Source organism: Longibaculum muris, assembly GCF_004343035.1.
In the GTDB taxonomy this organism is placed as follows: domain Bacteria; phylum Bacillota_I; class Bacilli_A; order Erysipelotrichales; family Coprobacillaceae; genus Longibaculum; species Longibaculum muris.
Genome location: NZ_SMCQ01000002.1, coordinates 1 through 21,243 on the forward strand (window position 1 = coordinate 1; position 21,243 = coordinate 21,243).

Annotated in this window: 19 protein-coding genes; 2 read left to right on the forward strand and 17 right to left on the reverse strand. The window is 30.8% G+C overall.

What is annotated here, in order from left to right:
- Window positions 1-238: 238 nt before the first annotated feature.
- The 13 genes from proC to mraY form a co-directional block, all read right to left on the reverse strand.
- Entirely contained in the window at window positions 239-1,021 is a 783-nt protein-coding gene (gene proC / locus EDD60_RS02100) for a pyrroline-5-carboxylate reductase (RefSeq protein WP_066446035.1), read from the reverse strand.
- A gap of 39 nt (window positions 1,022-1,060) precedes the next feature.
- Window positions 1,061-2,143 carry a cell division protein FtsZ gene (gene ftsZ, locus EDD60_RS02105; RefSeq protein ID WP_066446041.1) on the reverse strand — a complete coding sequence of 361 codons (1,083 nt, stop codon included), beginning with the start codon at window positions 2,141-2,143 and terminating at the stop codon, window positions 1,061-1,063.
- A 22-nt stretch (window positions 2,144-2,165) separates the two neighbouring features.
- Window positions 2,166-3,437 (reverse strand): cell division protein FtsA, encoded by a 1,272-nt coding sequence (gene ftsA, locus EDD60_RS02110; RefSeq protein ID WP_066446044.1) that lies wholly within the window; start codon window positions 3,435-3,437, stop codon window positions 2,166-2,168.
- A gap of 125 nt (window positions 3,438-3,562) precedes the next feature.
- Complete coding sequence (locus EDD60_RS02115; RefSeq protein ID WP_066446047.1) at window positions 3,563-4,330, reverse strand: cell division protein FtsQ/DivIB; 768 nt, start codon at window positions 4,328-4,330, stop codon at window positions 3,563-3,565.
- 9 nt (window positions 4,331-4,339) lie between these two features.
- Window positions 4,340-5,254, reverse strand: a complete 915-nt coding sequence (murB, locus tag EDD60_RS02120; protein ID WP_066446053.1) for a UDP-N-acetylmuramate dehydrogenase — start codon at window positions 5,252-5,254, stop codon at window positions 4,340-4,342.
- Window positions 5,255-5,256: 2 nt separating this feature from the next.
- Window positions 5,257-6,345, reverse strand: a complete 1,089-nt coding sequence (murG, locus tag EDD60_RS02125) for an undecaprenyldiphospho-muramoylpentapeptide beta-N-acetylglucosaminyltransferase (protein WP_066446055.1) — start codon at window positions 6,343-6,345, stop codon at window positions 5,257-5,259.
- A 21-nt stretch (window positions 6,346-6,366) separates the two neighbouring features.
- The gene (gene ftsW / locus EDD60_RS02130; RefSeq protein ID WP_066446058.1) at window positions 6,367-7,452 is read right to left on the reverse strand and encodes a putative lipid II flippase FtsW; all 1,086 of its coding nucleotides are present in this window, start codon (window positions 7,450-7,452) and stop codon (window positions 6,367-6,369) included.
- Between the two features lie 67 nt (window positions 7,453-7,519).
- A complete protein-coding gene (locus EDD60_RS02135; protein ID WP_066446060.1) occupies window positions 7,520-9,577 on the reverse strand; it encodes an ABC transporter permease in 2,058 nt (685 codons plus the stop codon).
- A gap of 1 nt (window position 9,578) precedes the next feature.
- On the reverse strand, window positions 9,579-10,331 hold the full coding sequence (locus tag EDD60_RS02140) for an ABC transporter ATP-binding protein (protein ID WP_066446063.1): 753 nt from the start codon (window positions 10,329-10,331) through the stop codon (window positions 9,579-9,581).
- 74 nt (window positions 10,332-10,405) lie between these two features.
- Window positions 10,406-11,437, reverse strand: a complete 1,032-nt coding sequence (locus EDD60_RS02145) for a sensor histidine kinase (protein WP_066446066.1) — start codon at window positions 11,435-11,437, stop codon at window positions 10,406-10,408.
- Window positions 11,434-12,093, reverse strand: a complete 660-nt coding sequence (locus tag EDD60_RS02150; protein ID WP_066446069.1) for a response regulator transcription factor — start codon at window positions 12,091-12,093, stop codon at window positions 11,434-11,436. Before EDD60_RS02150 ends, EDD60_RS02145 begins: the two co-directional genes overlap by 4 nt.
- A 92-nt stretch (window positions 12,094-12,185) precedes the next feature.
- Window positions 12,186-13,526, reverse strand: coding sequence for a UDP-N-acetylmuramoyl-L-alanine--D-glutamate ligase (gene murD, locus EDD60_RS02155; RefSeq protein WP_066446076.1), 1,341 nt, complete (start codon window positions 13,524-13,526; stop codon window positions 12,186-12,188).
- 1 nt (window position 13,527) lies between these two features.
- On the reverse strand, window positions 13,528-14,511 hold the full coding sequence (gene mraY, locus EDD60_RS02160; RefSeq protein WP_066446078.1) for a phospho-N-acetylmuramoyl-pentapeptide-transferase: 984 nt from the start codon (window positions 14,509-14,511) through the stop codon (window positions 13,528-13,530).
- 257 nt (window positions 14,512-14,768) lie between these two features.
- Here mraY and EDD60_RS02165 point away from each other — a divergent pair, with 257 nt between their 5' ends.
- Window positions 14,769-16,235, forward strand: a complete 1,467-nt coding sequence (locus EDD60_RS02165; protein ID WP_066446080.1) for a DUF1846 domain-containing protein — start codon at window positions 14,769-14,771, stop codon at window positions 16,233-16,235.
- A gap of 34 nt (window positions 16,236-16,269) precedes the next feature.
- On the opposite strand, the gene EDD60_RS02170 is transcribed toward EDD60_RS02165, so the two are convergent.
- The gene (locus tag EDD60_RS02170) at window positions 16,270-16,650 is read right to left on the reverse strand and encodes a DUF3783 domain-containing protein (protein WP_066446082.1); all 381 of its coding nucleotides are present in this window, start codon (window positions 16,648-16,650) and stop codon (window positions 16,270-16,272) included.
- A 10-nt stretch (window positions 16,651-16,660) separates the two neighbouring features.
- Window positions 16,661-18,121 (reverse strand): LCP family protein, encoded by a 1,461-nt coding sequence (locus tag EDD60_RS02175; RefSeq protein WP_132226191.1) that lies wholly within the window; start codon window positions 18,119-18,121, stop codon window positions 16,661-16,663.
- Window positions 18,122-18,284: 163 nt separating this feature from the next.
- Between EDD60_RS02175 and EDD60_RS02180 the strand changes: the two genes are divergently transcribed.
- On the forward strand, window positions 18,285-19,466 hold the full coding sequence (locus tag EDD60_RS02180) for an Mbeg1-like protein (RefSeq protein ID WP_132226192.1): 1,182 nt from the start codon (window positions 18,285-18,287) through the stop codon (window positions 19,464-19,466).
- 13 nt (window positions 19,467-19,479) lie between these two features.
- On the opposite strand, the gene EDD60_RS02185 is transcribed toward EDD60_RS02180, so the two are convergent.
- Window positions 19,480-20,235 (reverse strand): alpha/beta hydrolase, encoded by a 756-nt coding sequence (locus EDD60_RS02185; protein WP_066446091.1) that lies wholly within the window; start codon window positions 20,233-20,235, stop codon window positions 19,480-19,482.
- Window positions 20,235-21,068 (reverse strand): IS1096 element passenger TnpR family protein, encoded by an 834-nt coding sequence (locus EDD60_RS02190; RefSeq protein ID WP_066446093.1) that lies wholly within the window; start codon window positions 21,066-21,068, stop codon window positions 20,235-20,237. Before EDD60_RS02190 ends, EDD60_RS02185 begins: the two co-directional genes overlap by 1 nt.
- Window positions 21,069-21,243 lie beyond the last annotated feature (175 nt).

Genomic DNA, 21,243 nt, shown 5'->3' on the forward strand with positions numbered 1-21,243 from the left:
CATTGTCTATCTCTAAAGACAACTTCTGTCTTCTAGCTCTTCTTTGTTTCTTCTTATTGACGTGTTTTCTGTTTAGTTTTCAATGTCCGTTTGCTGCCCTCTTGCCGAGTGCTCATCTATAATACCATCTCATCCCTCCCTTTGCAAGTCTTTTTTTTACTTTTTTTGCACTTTTTTATCGATTCTTTGAAAAACGCTGATTCCATCGCAGTTTTTTGAATCAGCATTTTTTGACATTTTATTTATAATGAACAGCAGATGTTATAGCATCCATCAAAGTAGCACGTATATTCCCTTTTTCTAACGCTTCTACTCCTCTAATTGTTGACCCACCTGGGGAACAAACTTGATCTTTTAATACTCCTGGATGCAATGATGTTTCTAATTGCATAAGTCCAGAACCAACAATCGTTTGTGAAGCAAGTTTATAAGCCATATCTCTAGGAACACCTTCCTTTACTGCACCATCAGCTAATGCTTCAATAATCATATAAACAAAAGCAGGTCCACAGCCACTTAAAGTTCCTGCAGCCCCCATTAAATGGGAAGGTACAACTTCAATCTCGCCAATCGATGAAAACATTTTTTTAACAAAATCAAATTCTTCTAAAGTCAATGAATGGGTTTCTTCGATTAAAGACATACCTGCTAAAACACGGGCAGGTGTATTTGGCATAACAAAAATATGTCTTGTAGATGAATCTAGCAATTCTTGATAACGAGCATAGTCATATCCTAAAACAATTGAAATTAATGCTTTGTTTTTTAACAAATCAATCAATGGTTCTAATACTTTCTCGACAACTTGCGGTTTAACACCAATAAAAACCATTTCACTTTCACAAACAACTTCTTTTTCATCCTTCGCAATCACAAACCCTAAATCTTTAACTTTATCTAGCTGTGAACTGACAATATCATAAGCAATAATATCCTCACCTTTTAAAAATCCTGATTTAACAATTCCTTGAGCAATGGCCCCTGCCATATTTCCCATACCAATAAATCCTAATTTTTTCATAAAATCCTCCTTATACAAGAAAAGCTAACAAACGTTAGCCTATAATTTTCTATTTCTTAAAAATGCTGGTACATCATCGTCATCATCTTCAACATCATAAACAGTTGGTCTTACTGTTGATTCATATGGAGATGTTTGTTTTGGTTGATTAGGCGTTACTGGTGTAACTTCTTCTTCATCTTCAAAACCAGTTGCAATAACTGTAACGATAACTTGATCATCTAATTGTTCATTAATTGCCACACCTAAAACAGTATTCACATCATTACCAACAGCTTCTCTAATTGTTGCTAGAGCAGTATTAGCATCATATAATGTAATATTTGTTCCACCTGTCACATTAACAATTGCATCTTTTGCCCCTGCAATAGACACATCTAATAATGGTGATGAAATAGCACGCAATGCTGCTTCTTCAGCTTTATTTTCACCATCACTCATTCCAATTCCAATTAATGCAGAACCTCTATCCTTCATAACTGAAGATACATCAGCAAAGTCAAGGTTAATAAAAGCAGGAATAGCAATTAAATCAGTAATTGTTTGTACTCCTTGTCTTAATACATTATCAGCTTCTCTAAATGCTTCACCCATAGGTTTTCTACCAATCGCATCTAATAAACGATCATTAGAAACAACAATAATTGAATCTACATTTTCTCTTAACTCAGCCAAACCACCTTTAGCTTGTCTTAAGACCTTTGGTCCTTCAAAGGTAAAAGGAGATGTCACAACCCCAACTGTTAAAGCTCCTAATTCTCTAGAAATCTTTGCAACAACAGGTGCAGCACCAGTTCCTGTTCCTCCACCCATACCAGCAGCAATAAATACCATATTGGCACCAGCTAAAGCTTGTCTAATTTCTTCTTCAGTTTCTAATGCAGCTTTACGTCCAACTTCAGGATTTCCCCCAGCACCTAAACCATGTGTTAATTCTTTTCCTAAGATAATTTTATTTTCAATATCGATACCTTTTAAAATTTGAGCATCCGTATTGGCAACATAAAAATCAACACCTCTAACACCGTCTTTAGCCATTCTTGCAACGGCATTACAACCACCGCCACCAACACCAATAACTTTAATCTTCGCAACCTGAACAAAATCTAAATTACTATCCATATTTCCTATCCTCACTTTTATATTAATCTTCTTCGCTAAAAAAATTCTCAATCACTTTAGAAAACTTTCCTTTTTTCTTATCCCCATGAACGGGTTTTGTTTTCGTTAGTCCCTTAAAACGAATACTCATCGTACTAGAAATATCTGGTAAAACCACCGAAGGATCTAAATGTCCTAAAATCTTTGCACGATCATTTAAATAATACATCATTCCTAAACATGAAACAAAAGACATATCTCTTGCCCCAATTGTATCAGGACGATAAGTTCTAACTGCACTTTGTAAAATCTCACTAGCCACACGATCAATTTCAGGAAGTTCTCCACCACCACCAACAATCACAGTTTCATAGCTTCTTCCATCATTAATCACATCAATTTTAGTCTTAATGACTTCCATGATATCTTTGACTCCAGCAGATAAAACTTCTGACAAATCTTTTTGTGTGTAATGTTTTTCAAATTCTTTATCGCGTGTTGTATGTATAATATCTTCGTCTCCAATATTGAGATCACACGTTCCATATTTCACTTTATACACCTCAGCCTTATCTAGAGGAATTTGCCAAGATGTAGCAATCTTTTTAGTCAAATCATATCCACCAACCCCAGCTTGGGCAATATATTTTAAATATCCACCCTCAAAAAAAGCAACAGTTGATGTTCTATAACCAATATCAATCAATATCGCACCTTCTTGAAGATATACTGCATCAAAAGCTTCTTTTGCACAAGCATAAGCGTTGATTGTAATATCTAAAACTTCAACACCGGCTTTTTCAGCAGCACTGATATATCCATAAAGAAGTTTTTTCTTTGTTGTAATAATCAATGATTCAGCCTTTAATGATGCAGACTTTGCCCCAATAGGTACTTCTTTCATTGATTTGGTATCAAGTTGAAACATTGTAGGAATAACCGAAATGACTTCCTCGTCTTTATCTAATTCAAAACGTTTAGAAAGTTTTAAAGCTCTCACAACATCATCACTTGTAATTTGATCTAAAGGAGAATTGACCTTTGTAATTCCATCACTTTGATAAATATGTGCATGAAATGAAGGAATACATAAAGCGACTTTCGTAATGGTTGCCCCTAATGATTTTGAAGCTTCATCTAACAACAGTTTGATTTCACTGACAACACTAGGCATATTTTCAATCTTACCCTTACGAATTCCGTGACTCGTTATTTTTTTCGAAAATAAAATATTTATATTAGCACTTACGACTTCCCCAACTAGGAGTTTAATCGTTGCACTTCCTATATCTAACACAGCATAGATATCTTTCATAAATGATTCTCCTTTAAAAAAATACTTCTTTATCATTGTATCATAAAATTCCCGATAAGAAAACACATAATCTTGAAACAAAGAATCTTTTTTAAGCAAAAATGTACCTTGTTAGACAAGATACATCATTTACATTTTTTCATATAAACATGATTTCCTTCAAAACTAAATTCGCAACGATCACTATAAGCTGTCATAAAAGCCTCATAATCAAATTTAGAAAGTTGCTCAACCATACTCTCTACTCTTAAGTAGAGAATCTTGCCATTATCCATCAGAAACTTCAAACGTGATGTATCAGCTTTGATTGGCGAATAAATGATATCACTCGTTTGACTTTTAATTAATTCAGGAATTTTTACATATTCTTTAGCAAATTGTTTTAAAAACTTTAAATCTTTAAAACCTGTTAACTGCGGAGTTGCTTGTAACGAAGCAATTATACTTTGATCAGCGGTTAAAGAAACATTGCCTAATTCATCAATCACATAAGTTGTTTTATCAATGATACAATAAGCTACTTTTTGAGCTTCTTCAACTTCTATTTTAACATGTCCAAGCCAATCTTTACTGACATAAGCCTTTTTAATCAAAGGAACTGTTTTGACTTCATCTTCAATTTTCCCAGTATTTACAAACAAATAATAAGAAGATTTATTAACCGATATTTTTTTTAAAATATCCGCTGTTTTCACTTCATGATTACCTGTAACCACAATAGATTTAACCTTTGAATAATCACTCACAAAATACGCTCCAATACAAACAAAAACCATCAAATAAAGAAGAACTTTAAAACGTCTTTTTAACTTTTTTTTCTTTTTTGTTTTTAAAATCTTTATAGCCTGATTCTCATCATGTTCATTATAATAGTATTCCTGTTGATGAGACATTCACATCACCTACTCCCAGTTAACCAAGATAACTTCTTTCTCTAATTCCACTCTAAAACGATCAAAAACAGTTTTTTCAACCAATAAAATCAAATCCAAAATATCCTTAGCACTCGCATAACCATTATTAACAATAAAATTAGAATGCTTTGGTGAAACTTGTGCCCCACCAATTTCATATCCTCTTAAACCACATTCATCAATATATTTCCAGGCTGGTTTTTCTTCAGGATTTCTAAAAATACTTCCCGCACTCGCAAAATTCCATGGTTGTGTTGTCATCCGTTTTTCTTTACGTTTATCTAAAACTTGCATAATTTCTTGAGGATCACGTGGTGCCATTGTAAATGTTGCTTCCACCAAAACCCAATCTTTATGCTCTTGTAAAATCGATTTACGATAAGAAAATTGCATTTCTTCTTTACTTAAAGTTACCAATTCTCCTTCGTCATTTAAAACAACTGCTGAAGTAAAAACATCAGCCATACAATATTTATAAGCTCCGGCATTCATATAAACGCCTCCACCAATTGTTCCAGGAATTCCACCCATAAATTCAAAACCAGAAAGACCAGTTTTGGCTGCTTCATAAGCCAAATAAATCATACTGACCCCAGCTCCAGCACGAATTTCTAAACCATTAATATGCACATGATTCAACCCTTGTGATAGAGAAAAAATCACACCCTCATATTCTTTATCAGAAAACAATAAATCCGAACCTTTACCAATCACCATATGTTTTACTTGATGTTGACGACAATAATGAATACCACGTCCTAAAGCATCAATATCTTTAATATGCACAAAAAAGCGAGCAGGTCCACCCACTTTAAAAGTTGTATGTTTATACATTGGTTCATTTTCTAAGATTTCACCTAAATCCAAATCAACCAAATCATAGAATACTTGATCAAAATCCATATCTATTTCCTTTCTAATGTTTTTAATATTTCTTGATAAATATCTTCACAAGCATGAGGTTTTCCTAAAGCCTTTGCATGACTTGCTAAATTCTTTAAAACATCCTCATGCGATAATAAATGTCTTGTTTCTTTGACAAATCCTGAAGCCGTTAAATCTTTTTCTAAAATCCAATGAGCCGCTGATGCATCAACCAATTCTTTAGCATTATATTCTTGATGATTAGCAACCACATATGGACTTGGAATAATTAATGATGCTGCCCCTAAAGCAGTAATTTCAGCTAAAGTTGTTGCGCCAGCGCGTGAAACAATCAAATCACAGCTTGCTATTAAGCTAGGCATATCATCAATATAACTTACCAAATGAATGGAATCATTTAAATCCTTTAATTCTTCCTTCATTTCATCATAATAATTTTTACCTGTTACATAAACAATATCAAAAGCATCATATTGCATCTGTCTTAAAGCCTCTTTCATCACTTTATTAACTGATGAAGAACCTAGACTTCCCATCACAATAACAACTGTTTTTCGTGAGGAAGGAATGTTGTAAATATCATGAATATCCTGCATTTTTTGATGAGTCACAACACTCGCACGAGGATTTCCTAATAAAACTGTCTTATCATGAGGAAATTCATTATACGCCTTTTCATAACAACATACAATCTTATCAACTTTTTTTATTAAAATTTTATTGGTTAATCCAATAATTGAATTTTGTTCATGAATCATTGTAGGAATATTCATCTTTGCTGCAGCTAAAACAATTGAAGCACTTGGATATCCCCCAAATCCTACAACAATATCTGGTTGAAATTCCTTCAATATTTTTTTAGATTCTTTTAAAGATTTCACAAAAATCATAGCGTTCTTTATTTTTTGTAAAGGATTGCCAACCAACCCTTTTACTTTTAATCCTTTATAAGCATAGCCTTTTTGTGGAACCACTTGTGATTCTAAACGATCCGTTGTTCCAACAAATAAAAATTCAGCCTTTATATCTTGTGTCTTTATATATTCAACAAGAGCTAACGCGGGATATAAATGTCCACCCGTTCCCCCTGCACTAACAATTATCTTCATTTTTATCACTCCCATTGTTTATTATAGCACACAATTTGCAGATTTCGAGATATTAATTAAAATTCCTATACTCATTAAAGTAATTGTTAAACTTGTTCCTCCATATGACATCAATGGTAATGTAACTCCGGTTACTGGGAACAATCCCACAACAACACCTAAATTAATTAATGTTTGAATTCCAATCAAAGAAACAATTCCTATCATCAAAAGACTTCCAAACAAATCTTTGACATTTTTACTCACTTGTAAAATTGTTTTAAACAAACATAAATAAAGACCAATTAAAATAATCCCTCCTAAAAAACCAAATTCCTCTGCAACAATCGCAAAAATAAAATCAGTCTGTGGTTCAGGTAAATAAAAATGCTTCTGAATACTTTTATCAAAACCTACACCTAACAAACCTCCTGGACCAATTGCATACAAAGCTTGAATAGCTTGAAAACCACTTCCTAAAGGATCTTGGAAAGGATCTAAGAAAGATAAAATACGTTTCATTCGATATGGTGCAGAAAGAATCATAAAAACAATTCCCACTACCCCTAAGACCCCTAAAAAGACAAAATAAATAAAAGGAAAAGGTGAAACAATAATCATAACAACAATACTACATGCCATAACAATTCCACTACCAAAATCCGGTTGTAACATAATCAATAAAAAACCTAGTCCCATCACAAGCAACAACTTTAAACTGTATTTCAATTTCTTCATATGATAATAGTTTTTTTCAATGTATACAGCCGCAAAAATAATCATTCCAATCTTAAATAACTCACTAGGCTGCAAAGCAAAAATACCAAAATTAAACCAACTACGACTCCCTCCTCTAACAACCCCTAAACCAGGAATTAAAACTAATATCAATAATAGAAAACAAACTAAAATAATTGGTTTATAATATTTTTTATAAAGATGATAATCAATCCGTGATGTTATAAACATCGCAATAATCCCAATACAAGCAAAAATCGCTTGACGTTTAATATAATATAAGGAGTCATCATATTTATAAAGTGCCCAGACATGGGAAGAACTATAAACACTTATTAATCCAAAGATGACGATAATTAAGGTTAAAATAATGATTCTTTTTGTTTTCATGGTGATTCCTCCATCATTTAAACATATGAAAAGAACATACAAAAAAGAAGATGCCTTAGACATCTTCTTAATCTTTTAACATAGCTCGACTTGAATAATACGTCACCATCATGTAACCACCATAAATCAAAATGATAAAGATAACCGTAGCTATAATTGATGGTAATAAATTTTGTTTCCCAAATGTTGAAATAATATATGTACAAAATTGAATTCCAAAAACTGAATGAACAATTGCTACCATCAATGGAGCAACAAAGAATAAAGCAATCTGTTTAAACAAAGCTTTTTGAATCATTTTTTCATCTGTTCCAATTTTTCTAAGCATCGTATAACGTTCTTTGTTATCAGCACTTTCACTTAATTCCTTCAATGCCAATAAAGCTGCACTCGAAATCAAGAAAACAACGCCAATATAAATTCCAATGAAAATTACCATTGCTCCAATTCCGACACTCCCTTCATAAATCGAAATACGTGTGATTGCATCAAGATTTGTATTTTTACTATAAGGATGTTGATCAAGGGCAATAATCTTATCTTCAATTGCTTGACACCCGGCTTTATCATTAGCCTTATAATTAGCAATCATAATATTTTGCGCACGAATACTTTCATTAACTGCTTGATCTGGCACCAAGATAATTCCTGAGTTGCTTTCATTGGAAGAAGGAACAACAAAGCCATCTTGACACGTTTGATACTTAGGAGTGTATGTTTGATTAAGCAGCTGAATAGGACTATTCGCTTTTAAACCTTGATTTCTTATTGCTACCATATTATCAAAATTAGCAACAATCATATATTGATGATCTGAAAGTTGAAATTGTTTTTGACCATATCTTTTAGCAATCTGATTATAATCACTTATACGCATAATATTTTCAGCCATATCGGTATTTAAAAATGTATATTTTTGTTTGATTGATGGGAAGGCTTTTCCTAAAGTATCTTTCAACGTTAAATCATTGGTTGCATATGTATTGACGGTACAAACATCTTTAAAATATTTATCAATAGAAAAATCTAATTGACGGAAAGTCTCGGCAATACTTATATGCGAATCAGCAATTTCACCTTGAGTATATTGTTTTCCATTCGCATTTTGACCTGCCAAATCCCAATTCTTTTCAAGATAAATATCCACTGGTGTGAATTCTTGCATATTTGAAGTCACAGCATTTTTTAAAGCTATCCCGCTTGATAAAACACAAATGGTTGTAAATAACATCAAACAAATAAGACTCATAGAAAAAACTGTTGTATTCATTTGTGAGCTAAATTGTCTCACAACAAAACTATTTAAACCTTTGAAATAATGCTTTTTATAAAACATCATGATTTTCAAAATAAAACCTGATAATGACCAAAACAAAAGATATGTCCCACTAATCCCTAAAGCAATTGGAATAAAAATTTTATCTGCACTATCTAATTGTGTCACTCCTGCTGTTACTAAATAATAAGCATAACCTAGCATCCCAATAGATAAAAGAAAAACCAATGTACAAAGCCAAGTATTTTTAGCTTTGATCTGTTCATTTTTACGCTTAGACAACAACAAATCAATCAATTGCTGACGTCCAATTGAAAACGTATTAAAAATCATCACAATAACATAAATAACCCCAAAATAAAGAATTGTTTTGAAAGTAGCTGATGATGAGAAGATAAATTCAAAGCGGGTCATATCAGCTTCAAACATATTTGCTACAAAAATACTCATCACTTGCGATAAAGCAATCCCTATCAATAAACCAAACCCCAATGAAACAAGTCCAATCAAAAAAGTTTCACATAATAAAATCCAAGAGATTTGTCGTTTTCCCATTCCAAGTATCATATAGATTCCAAATTCTTTATGACGTCTTTTCATCAAAAAACGACTTGCATAAATAATCAAGAAACCTAAGATAAAAGATACCAAGACACTAACACCTGACAAGAAATTAACCATCATTTTAATAATTTCACGAGTAGATGAGGAAACATCCATCATCACACTTTGACTTTCAATAGAATTAAATAAATAGAAAATCGCAACACCTAAAACTAACGTAAAGAAGTAAATCGTATAATCTTTTAAACTACGTTTGATATTTCTTAAAGAGAGTCTCAATAACATCTTATTGTCCTCCAAGTAATGTCACAACATCAATAATATCATCAAAGAACTCTTTACGTTTTTTATCGCCTCTTAATAACTCATTAAAGATTTGACCATCTTTTATAAAAACCACACGTGAAGCATAACTGGCACTAAAGGCATCATGAGTGACCATCATAATGGTTGCCTCTAATTGTTCATTTAATTGACGTAAACTTGAAAGTAGCATTTGTGATGAACGGGAATCTAAGGCTCCAGTTGGTTCATCAGCTAGGATTAATTGTGGATTGGTAATCAAAGCTCTTGCTGAAGCAACACGTTGTTTTTGTCCACCTGACATTTGATAAGGAAATTTATTTAAAACATCCTCAATATTTAAAGCCTGAGCAATTTGTTGAACTCGCTTTTCAATTGTTTTTGCAGCAACTTTTTGAATTGATAAAGCCAAAGCAATATTTTCATATGCTGTTAAAGTATCAAGCAAATTAAAATCTTGAAAGATAAAACCAAGTTCCTCACGACGAAAACGATTCAAAGCATTACCCTTTAACTGAGTAATATCTGTTTGACCAATATAAATATGACCAGCAGTTACTTTATCAATCGTTGATACACAATTCAATAAAGTGGTCTTTCCACTTCCACTTGCACCCATAATCGCAACAAATTCACCTTTATTGACATGCAATGATAAATGACTTAAAGCTTTTGTTAGATTTGACTTATTACCATAATATTTATCAATATTTTCAATTCTTAAAATAGGTTCCATATAACCTTCCTCCTTTGTCATCTTCATTATGTCTAATTTATATATATGTTGCCATCGATGTTCCTAACATAACCTTACAATTTTGTCACTTCATCCATATGATAATAATGATTCTTATAAAAAATAATATTTACTTTTGTATATTGATTCACTTTTGATTCAATTGTCATAGTATGCCCTAGACATTCACAAAGCTTATGACAAATATAAAGTCCCATTCCTGTAGATTTTTTATGCTTACGACCATTTTCTCCAGTAAAAGATTTTTCAAAGACTCGTGGTAAATCAGAAGCACAAATCCCAATCCCATTATCATAGATTGATAAAACAATTGCTTCTTGATTTTCATAAGCAGAAATTTCAATATAGGAATCACTTGTATTTTTGCTGTATTGAAAACTATTATTTAAAACTTGATTCACAATAAATTCAAACCATTTCATATCCGTAACAACTTCATAATCTAAATCTTTTAATTTTATTTTTAATTGATGAAAAATAAAATAATCTTTATTTTTCACAATGACATTTTTTATCATTTGTGACAAATGATTATTTTTCACAAGATAATCTTTTTGGGCACTTTGACTACGTACATAATAAAGAATCTGATCAACCTGATTTTCTAGTTTACGAACTTGTTCAAGAATTTGTAATGATACTTCACTCTTGTGATTATGAACAGTCAAAGTGAGATGCGATAAGGGAATCTTTACTTCATGAATCCACATCTCAACATAATCTTTAAAATCTTCCATATTCATTGATAAATCATTAATTTTCTCTAACATAGACTTATTAATATCATATAATGATTGATAAAGAATTCTTCCTTCTAAAAAAGAAGGTTCTTTGATGAGTTCACAAATCAAATACTTTTCTTCTAACATCTTTAACTGTGATAAATAATTTGTATAAAATTGTTTTTTCCTTTGATAATCAAAAACCTCAATGATACTTATAAACCAAAAATCAATTCCCATAATCAAAATAATTAAAGATATATTCACATGAAAAGCCAATAACATCAACAATGTCATAACAACCATCATACCATAAAATAAAAATATAAAAGCCTTGTCTTGAAGATAGTCTTTCATTGTCATACCAATATATACCCTAATCCTTTCCTTGTCTCAATCACATCACCATAACCAATGCTTCTTAGCTTTTGACGCAAACGACTCACATTAACTGTTAAAGTATTATCATCAACAAATTCTTCACTATCCCATAAATCCATCATAATTTCTTCACGTGAGGCAATTTGCCCTTGATGAATAATCAAATATTTTAAAATAAGCATCTCATTTTTAGTTAAGATCAGCATTTCATCATGACATTTTACAACCCCACGATCGGGTATTAAAACCAAATCACGATAAGTATAATGATTCAATTTTCGATGAACCCGTCTTAAAACCGCTTCAATCCTTAACAATAATAAAGTTGGATTATAAGGCTTACAAATATAATCATCCGCCCCATAGCTCATACTTAAAACCTCATCGACTTCATTATTTTGGCTCGTCACCATAATAATTGGAATCTGTGTTTCTTTTCTTAATTCCTTTAACAGCAATTCTCCATTCATAAAGGGAATTGTAATATCTAATAAAACAAGATCTGGACAAAGTGCTAAAATTTCTTCCTTAGCATGTTCAAAATCTTTTAAAATCATCCCATCATATCCAGCATTATCCAATAACAATTTCAACTCTTGACATAAATCCTGATCATCTTCCACAATTAATATTCTCATGACTATCATCACCTCTGTTTTTATTATACATGAATTTAACGTCTTTTGACCTTACAAAATTGTAAGTAAAAAGAAGATGTTTCCACATCCTCTTAAAATTCATTCACAATTTGTTTAAATACATTTCCTCTTTCTTCATAACCACTAAATTCATCATAAGAACTTGTCGAAGGAGAAAGTAAAACAATATCTCCATCTTTTGCAATTTCTTTAGCTTTTAAAATTGCATCTTTCATATGTTCTTCGACATAAGTTAAAGGACAATGCATTTCTTTAGCGAACCTTTCTTTAGCTGCCCCAAAACATATTAATGCTTGTATTTTATCTTGATAAGTTGACATTTCAGATAAATCAAGTCCTTTTTCATGACCACCCATTAATAAAATAACAGGTTTTTCAAAAGCTTTTAAAGCAATAATAGCTGCATCTGTATTAGTCGCCTTTGAATCATTGTAATATTTGACCCCTTGATATTCTCTTACAAACTCTATACGGTGTTCAACCCCCATAAAATGAACTAAAGTATCATGAATACATTTCTTATCGACTCCTGATAATGCACAAGCCATAATCGCAATCATCATATTTTGAATATTGTGACGACCTACAATCTTGATTTCATCTAAATCAATAATATGTTCTCCCTTAAAATAAATAGCTTCATCTTGAATCATACAATCAGCTTCTTCAACAAGTGAGAAAGTCAAAATAGAAGCTGGAACTGGATAACGTTTTAAATATTCTTGTAAAATAGGATCATCTTTATTTTCTAAAAAATAATCATTTTGATCCTGATTCATATAAATACGTGTTTTCGAAGCATAATATTCATCAAGTGACACCATATAATCTAAATGATCAGGCGTTAAATTAATAATAGTAGAAATATGGGGATGGAAAGTGTCAATATCTAACAATTGAAAATTTGACATTTCTAAAACCACATCTTGATTTTTATTTTCTAAAAGATTATTTTCTAAGACTAATGAACTATATGGTGTCCCAACATTTCCTGCTAAACTGACTAGATGCTTAGCATCACGTAAGATTTTATCAATTAATGTAACAGTTGTTGTTTTTCCGTTTGTTCCAGTAATTGCAATATAGTTTTGATGTTTAGCTAATTGATAACCTAATTCAATTTCTGTATAAACAGGAATACCACGTTCTTTTAAACGTAAGATAAAAGGTTTATGATAGTTAATTCCTGGATTTTTTACAACAAAATCAAAATCTCTTTCAAAAAGTTCATCAGGATGTCCACCAACGACCATCTCAATTCCACGATTCACATAATCATCATAACACGCTATTTTTTCTCTTGATGCAAATTCGTTTACAGTGATTGTGGCATGCATCTTATCCAACAATTCAACAGCAGCTTGACCACTCTTAGCTAAGCCTAATACTAAAACTTTTTTCCCCTTTAACATTTTACATAACCCCTAACACAATACTAATAATTCCACAAATAAATCCTAAAAACCAAAATGAAATAACCACTTGTTGTTCACTCCATCCAAGCATTTCAAAATGATGATGAATAGGAGCCATTTTAAACACTCTTTTTCCTCTTGTTTTAAAAGAAACAACTTGAATAATAACAGACAATGTTTCAATCAAGAAAACCCCACCAATTAAAATAAATAACAATTCTTGATGAGTTAACACAGCTAAAGCAGCTAAAACACCACCTAAAGCAAGTGATCCTGTATCACCCATAAAAATACGAGCAGGATGATAATTGAAATACATAAATCCAAGCAAAGCTCCAACAATGACCATAGCATAAATCGCAATTTCATAATTTTTATTCATAATTGCAAAAATAACAAAGACTGATGTTGCAGTAATTGAAAGTCCGGTTGCTAAACCATCTAACCCATCAGTTAAATTAACAGCATTGCTACCAGCAGTAAACATAAAATAAACCAAAACAGGATAAAACCATCCTAAATCCACTTCCATATGTAGTAAAGGAATAGTAATCATAGAATTAAAATCAGGAATAAAATATTTTGCTAATAAGTAAAAAGCAATAGCTGCAACTGATTGCAAAGCATATTTATAAATTGGTTTTAAACCTTCATTTGTCTTTCTCACAACAATTAAATAATCATCTAAAAAACCAATTAATCCAAATCCTAGAAAAGCAAAAGTCAATAAATTAACATAAGGATTTTGAAAAAATGAAAAATTTAAAACATATACAACAACAATAGAAGCTAAAATAAAGACAATACCTCCCATTGTTGGCGTTCCACCTTTTGCCTTATGAGACGCTAACCCTTCTTCCCTTTCAACTTGACCAAATTTTAATTTCTTTAAAAATTGAATAGATTTAGGCATAACTACCATCACTACAATAAAACCAACAATAAAATTAAGAACGATTCTTAAAAAGACCATACTAAACATAATTAGACTCCTTTATACGTATTTTATCTTTTACAATATATCACATTTCCCCCTCAATAACAACCCACGCCAAAAATGAAAAAGCATATTTTCGATAAATTTTGTTACCATCATGGATGAAAAAACTTTTGATAAATTCAAGATTTATCGAGGTCACACCAATTATGTATATAATTATTTATTAATGTAATAAAATATTATTATTATCTTTATTTTCCGCTTATTTTATATATAATGTTAGCTAGGAGTGAAAGAGAATGAAAAAGGCATTTAGTAATGAATTATATGTAGAACTTCAGTCAAAACATATTCAAGAAAGAATTGCTCAATTTGACAATAAACTTTACTTGGAATTTGGGGGAAAATTATTTGATGACAATCATGCTTCAAGAGTTTTACCTGGTTTTGAACCTGATAGTAAATTAAAGATGTTATTGACTTTAAAAGATAAAGTTGAAGTGATTATTGCTGTTTGTGCAAAAGATTTAGAAAGACATAAAGTCAGAAGGGATTTGGGAATCTCTTATGATGATGAAGTAATTAGATTAATTGGTGAATACGAAAGAGTAGGATTATACGTAGGGAGTGTAACAATTACTCAATATCAACATCAAAATGCAGCTGATACTTTTAAGCTAAAATTAGAAAATCGTGGAATTAAAGTCTTTATGCAATATCCAATTGAAGGATATCCACATGATGTTGATCATATTATTTCACCTGAGGGATTTGGAAAAAATGATTATATTATAACTTCTAAACCATTAGTTGTTGTAACGGCTCCAGGACCTGGTTCAGGAAAAATGGCAACTTGTTTATCACAGTTATACCATGAACATTTACATGGCATTAATGCTGGATATGCGAAGTTTGAAACATTTCCAATTTGGAACTTACCATTAAAACATCCAGTTAATTTGGCTTATGAAGCAGCTACTATTGATTTAAATGATGTCAATATGATTGACCCATTTCATCTAGAAAAATACAATGAAACAACGGTCAATTATAATCGTGATATAGAAATCTTCCCAGTTTTAAATGCAATGTTTAAAAAGATTTTTGGTGAATCACCTTATGCTTCACCAACTGATATGGGAGTTAATATGGTTGGATATGCAATTATCGATGATGAAGCAGCAAAAGATGCAAGTTGTCGTGAGATTGTTCGACGTTATTATCACGCTCAAGTTGATTATGTGAGTGGAAAGATTAATACCAAATCTTTAGAGAAGATGCAAATGTTATTGTCTCAAGCTAATGTTGATGCAAAAAATCGTAAATGTGCGATTATAGCTAAAAAATTAGCTGAAGAAAGACAAGTTCCAGCTTGTGCTATTGAATTAAATGATGGCAGCCTGATTAGTGGAAAAACTTCTTCTTTATTAAGAGCTTCAAGTGCTGCGCTATTAAACGCTTTAAAATATTTAGCAGGCATTAATCAAGAAATTGAATTAATTTCACCAAACATGTTACATTCTATTCTTTCTTTAAAGAATAATTATTTAAATATTAAAAACCCATTATTAGATATTGATGAAGTGTTATTGACATTAACAATTGCTTCATCCGATGAACCTAATGCAAGAAAATGTTTAGAAGTCTTACCATTATTAAAAGACTGTGAAATTCATTCAACAGTTATTTTAAGTAATAAAGATATGGCAACCCTTCGTAATTTACAAATGAATTTAACTTGTGATCCTAAGTATGCAACTGCTTAGGATTTTTTCATACAAAAAAACCTCAATGAGGTTTTTAAGCATTCATTTGTTTCATTTCGTGATATTCACGACTAACACTTTGATAGAGTTGTACAAATGTATAATTGATATTATGTTGAGTTAACATAGCTTTATAAGGAATTGGTGGGATTTTATTCATTTTAAATAATTGTAAAAGAATATCTAATTGTTGATCACTCATTCCAGCAAAGAATACAAATTCTTGGCTCATATCAAAATCAACTTGTTGTGGAATTGATTTTTCATAACCCTCCATCTTTAAAAGATATCCCATTGTTTCATAAATCTCATCATCTTCAATGATACGAATATCAATCTTTAAAGATGTTGCAATTTCATTAATTTTAACTTTAATTTCATCATTGACATGATATAACAAAATTGTTTCTTTCATAAAATCTCCTTTATTGGTCTAAATTTCCTGCTTCTGTAACAACCTTTTCATTACTCATTAACTGATCTATATACTTTGTTGCTTGTTCAATAGATTCTTTTTGTGGAACAATGACAGAAGCACTTATTCCACCCATTGAATAACAAGGTTGAGATTGTGGTTCACCTAAAATTTGATAAGACTGTATATCCCAAGATGGCATTTGAGATAATTGCATTTGTACCAAAGCATTGATATCATTGCTAGATAAATTTGTTTCAACACTTTGACTTACTGTATCCAAGACAGAAGAAAATGAAGTCAAGATAGCTGGTGAAGCAACTTTCTTTACAATTGCAGCAATCATTCTTTGTTGATTTCTACCTCTCGCAAAATCCCCATCAGCAAAAGATTTTCTTTCTCTAACAAAAGCTAATGCTTGTTTAGCATTTAAATTATTCTCACCTTTTTTAATCTTATACTTACCAATCTTAGTTGTAAATTCAGCTGGTGAATTAACTGTAATTCCCCCAATCGCATCAACAATCTTAACAAAAGATGTAAAATTCATACGAACATAATAATTAATATCTTCATTAACAATATCCTTCAATGTATCAATACTTTCTTGTAAACCATAAATTCCTGCATGCGTGAATTTATCTAATTGTCCATTCATATGTAAAGGATAATATGTATCACGAGGAATGCTGATTAAAAGAATTTGCTTTGTTGTTGGATTAACAGCCGCCAACATATTCACATCACTACGAGAAACAGCTGATAAACCACCATATTCATCATTACCACTAATATAAACCAAAAATGGCTTTTCAGTGACATTCACACTCTTAGCATTAACTGCACTTTCATCTTTTTTAACCTGATAGATCACCCTTGTATCTTCACTAAAAGTTTTAAAACTTTGTTCTACTAAACTTCTAAAAGCTTCATCTAAAACAATAGCATCTACTGTTTGACTATTCAATGCTTTAACTAAAGCTGTAAAGTCTTTGAAATCTTTTAATTGAATATTTCCTACATTTTTTTCAATTTCATTGGTTGCATAACTCATACTCGTTGGATCTATAGATGAAATATAACCCGTTGTATGTTTGGGAAGCTGACGTTCATTTTTAATTGGTGAATCTTTTAAAACAATGACTGAGATGGCACGGGTTTGAAATTTACTCTCACTCATGAGATTAACCGTTTCTCCTGTTCTATACACATAAAAAGAAGCAACAATCATGAAACAACTCAAAATCAAACTCAATATTTGTGTGATTAAAGAACGTTTACTACGTTCTTTTTTACAAAAGATTAAAAAATATTCACCGATTAAAACAACTAAAAAAGCTACACCAATTCCAATTAAATATGTCATTGGAATAAACTGAACATTATAAGCCATCACCATTAATAAAACCATTGTAATAAATTGAATGCTTATAACAATTCTTCGTAAATACTTATTATCAAAAACTTTCATAAATTCACTTCCTTCTTTGTAAGAGTATCATATTTTTATCCTTTTAGCAAATAATCTTTTATATTTGACAATTTTCACATTGAGATGAATAACTTATGAACAGCTTATTTGATTTTTGTAAGAAAATCATGTAGAATGACTACAATATAAAGGGAGGTGCCTTATGTTAAATACAATTATTGATTATATAGATTTACGTGGTGATCTTTCTCCAATTCAATTCCCCTATAATGAAATTGACAGTTTAATATTTAGTGAATTAGCCTATGTGAATTTAGATACGATCATCGATCTAGATTGGCATCATCCTTTAACTTTAAAAGATGCTTTCTCACTTTACGAAAAAAGAAATCAAGAATTAAGTGAAGAAGAATTACGACCTATTTTAATTGAAAGTCATGAATTATTTGAAAAGATGGCCCATAGTCCGCGTTATCAAAATATTCAAATACTGAGCTATGTTAATGATATTGATAAAAACTTAATTAAACAATTTTCTGCCATGACTTTATTATTAGAAGATCAAAGACTGGTAGTTGCTTATCGTGGAACTGATGATTCTTTGATTGGTTGGCATGAAGATTTTTTAATGTTATGTGAGAATGTTGTGCCAGCTCAAGTTTCATCGGTTGAATATTTAGAGTATGTTGCTTCCTTTCAATCGTCACATAGTTTGTTATCTTCACTTCAAAATAAATATTTAGATAAATCATTATGGCAACGTTTAAAAAAACATTTTCAATATCAAAAGAAACGTCCGATTTGGTTAGTTGGACATTCTAAAGGTGGTAATTTAGCAATGTATGCCGGATGTTTTTGTCAAAAAGAAACTAAGCAAAGAATTTTAAAGATTGATAATTTTGATGGTCCTGGTTTTCAAGATGAAATTATGTTGTCATCTGAATATAAAGAAATGTTACCTAGAATTCATAGTTATATTCCTCATTATTCTTTCTTTGGAATTGTTTTAGGACATGAAGAAGAATATACGGTTGTTCATAGTCATTTTACTGGAATGCTGCAACATAATGGATTTTCTTGGGATATTGGTCCCTATCATTTTAAAGAAGATGAGCTTTCTTATGAAAGTGTTCAATTTGCAATTAAAGTAATCTTGTTTTTAGAAAAGCTCAGTGATGAAGAAAAACATCAGTTTGTTGAATCTATGTTTGGATTATTTGATTCTTTAAATCTTTATACATTTTCTGATTTATCGCATATTTCTTATAAACATATTTTAAATGCGATTAAAGAGTTAACCTTACTTGATGCTAAAACTAGAAAAATGCTTATAGAAGTTTTACACATGTTATGGTTAGAAGCCAAGAAAACAAAAAAAGCGTAGGTGTACGCTTTTTTTAGTTCCATAAATAATCCATAAAAATTTGTAGCTGTTGTCCCCATGATTCTTCATTATGTTTTCCATGAACATATAGATAGGGATAGGTCTTTACATTCTTATTTGTATAAAGATAGGAAAGCTCTAGATAACGGGATGTGGCATAGGCAAGTCCTGTTTTATTACGTGATTCATCACTTCCCCAGCTCATAAAGATTTTTGTATTTTCATCCATTTGAGAATCTTGAGCATCTTTCTTTAATAATTCAAAACCTACTCCAATAGATGGTGACAAACAAGCGGCTTTAGAAAAATAACGATTATAACAACTTACAGCATATAAAGCCATTAATCCACCCATTGAACATCCAGCAATCATCGTTGCATCACGTGATATATCTGTTCGATAATGTTCATCTATATAAGGCTTTAATTCATAGACAATCCATTTTATCAGCTGATCTCCTTCACCTTTTATTTCACCTAGTAAAGAATGATTAACATAATAAGGACAATATTCTATTAATCGTCTATTTTCTTCATGATTACATTCAATACCCACAACAATCATCTTTTGTGAATATTGATTTAAAAATTTTTCCATATTCAATGATTTACCATAAGTCGCATCATAATCAGAAAATAAATTATGACCATCAAACATATAAATCACTGGATATAATTCATGACTTTGTTGATATTCTTGTGGTAAATAAAGATGAATTGTTGTTGAGATTTGAAAGGGCGTTATGTATATTTTAAATTTTTTTATCATTAATAAACATCTTCATCATAAACTTCATAAGATGTTTTTAAGAATTCATAATTATCTAATAAGAATTCATTAGCATCATCTACATCAAAGTCCTCTAAAATAAAATCATCTTCATTCAATCCCATCTCACTAACGACTCTTAAAAATTCTTCTTGATTTTCATAATAAAGTTCTAACAATTGATGTTCATCTTCCCAAATTCCATAACCTTCACCAGCTAAAACCTTTAAATCATCTAATGATTGAATATCATTATGTTCATCAACATCCATAACATGAATATCAAAGAAATAATCATCGCCAAAGTCATACCATAAAACCAAATGACTTCCTTCATGCAATGATAAATCAGCAATTGTCATATCTGCTGCATAACCATCAATCATTTCACCATCACATTGATCACATCCATATTTTCCTTCATCACTAATAAAAGTAAATAAATGTTCACCTTCAGCATTCATACTCGCTAAAATCAAATAAGCCAAATCAGCTAACACCATACCATAAGGCACCTTAATCACACGATTAACATTCTTTTCAAGACCTCTTAATTCAATTCTTAAAGACATTGTCTTTTTCATATCTGGTATATGTTTAACAAAATGATCCAGATTTTCTAACAATAAACCTTCAAATAAATCATCATCAAACTCTAATTGACTCATACATAATGTCATCGATAACATAATCGCTTTTTTGGTTAAATCTACAGATGAATCATGAGCTTCTTCCTCTAATTGCTTCAAAACATTCATCAACTCAGGTGAAGCCCCTTCCATCACATCTTCATAAATATCATTTACACAATCTAATATATGTTCTAATAGCATATCTCTACACCTCCTAACTTCATTTTACATGTTTTTAAAATAATTCATAGAAATTTGTATCATCTTCAAGAAATTCATCATAATTTTGTCTATTTTCTTACTCATAATTTGCTATAATTTCTCATAATAAAGAAAACTTTGTCAAATAAACATGAAAGATGTTTGAAAGACTATT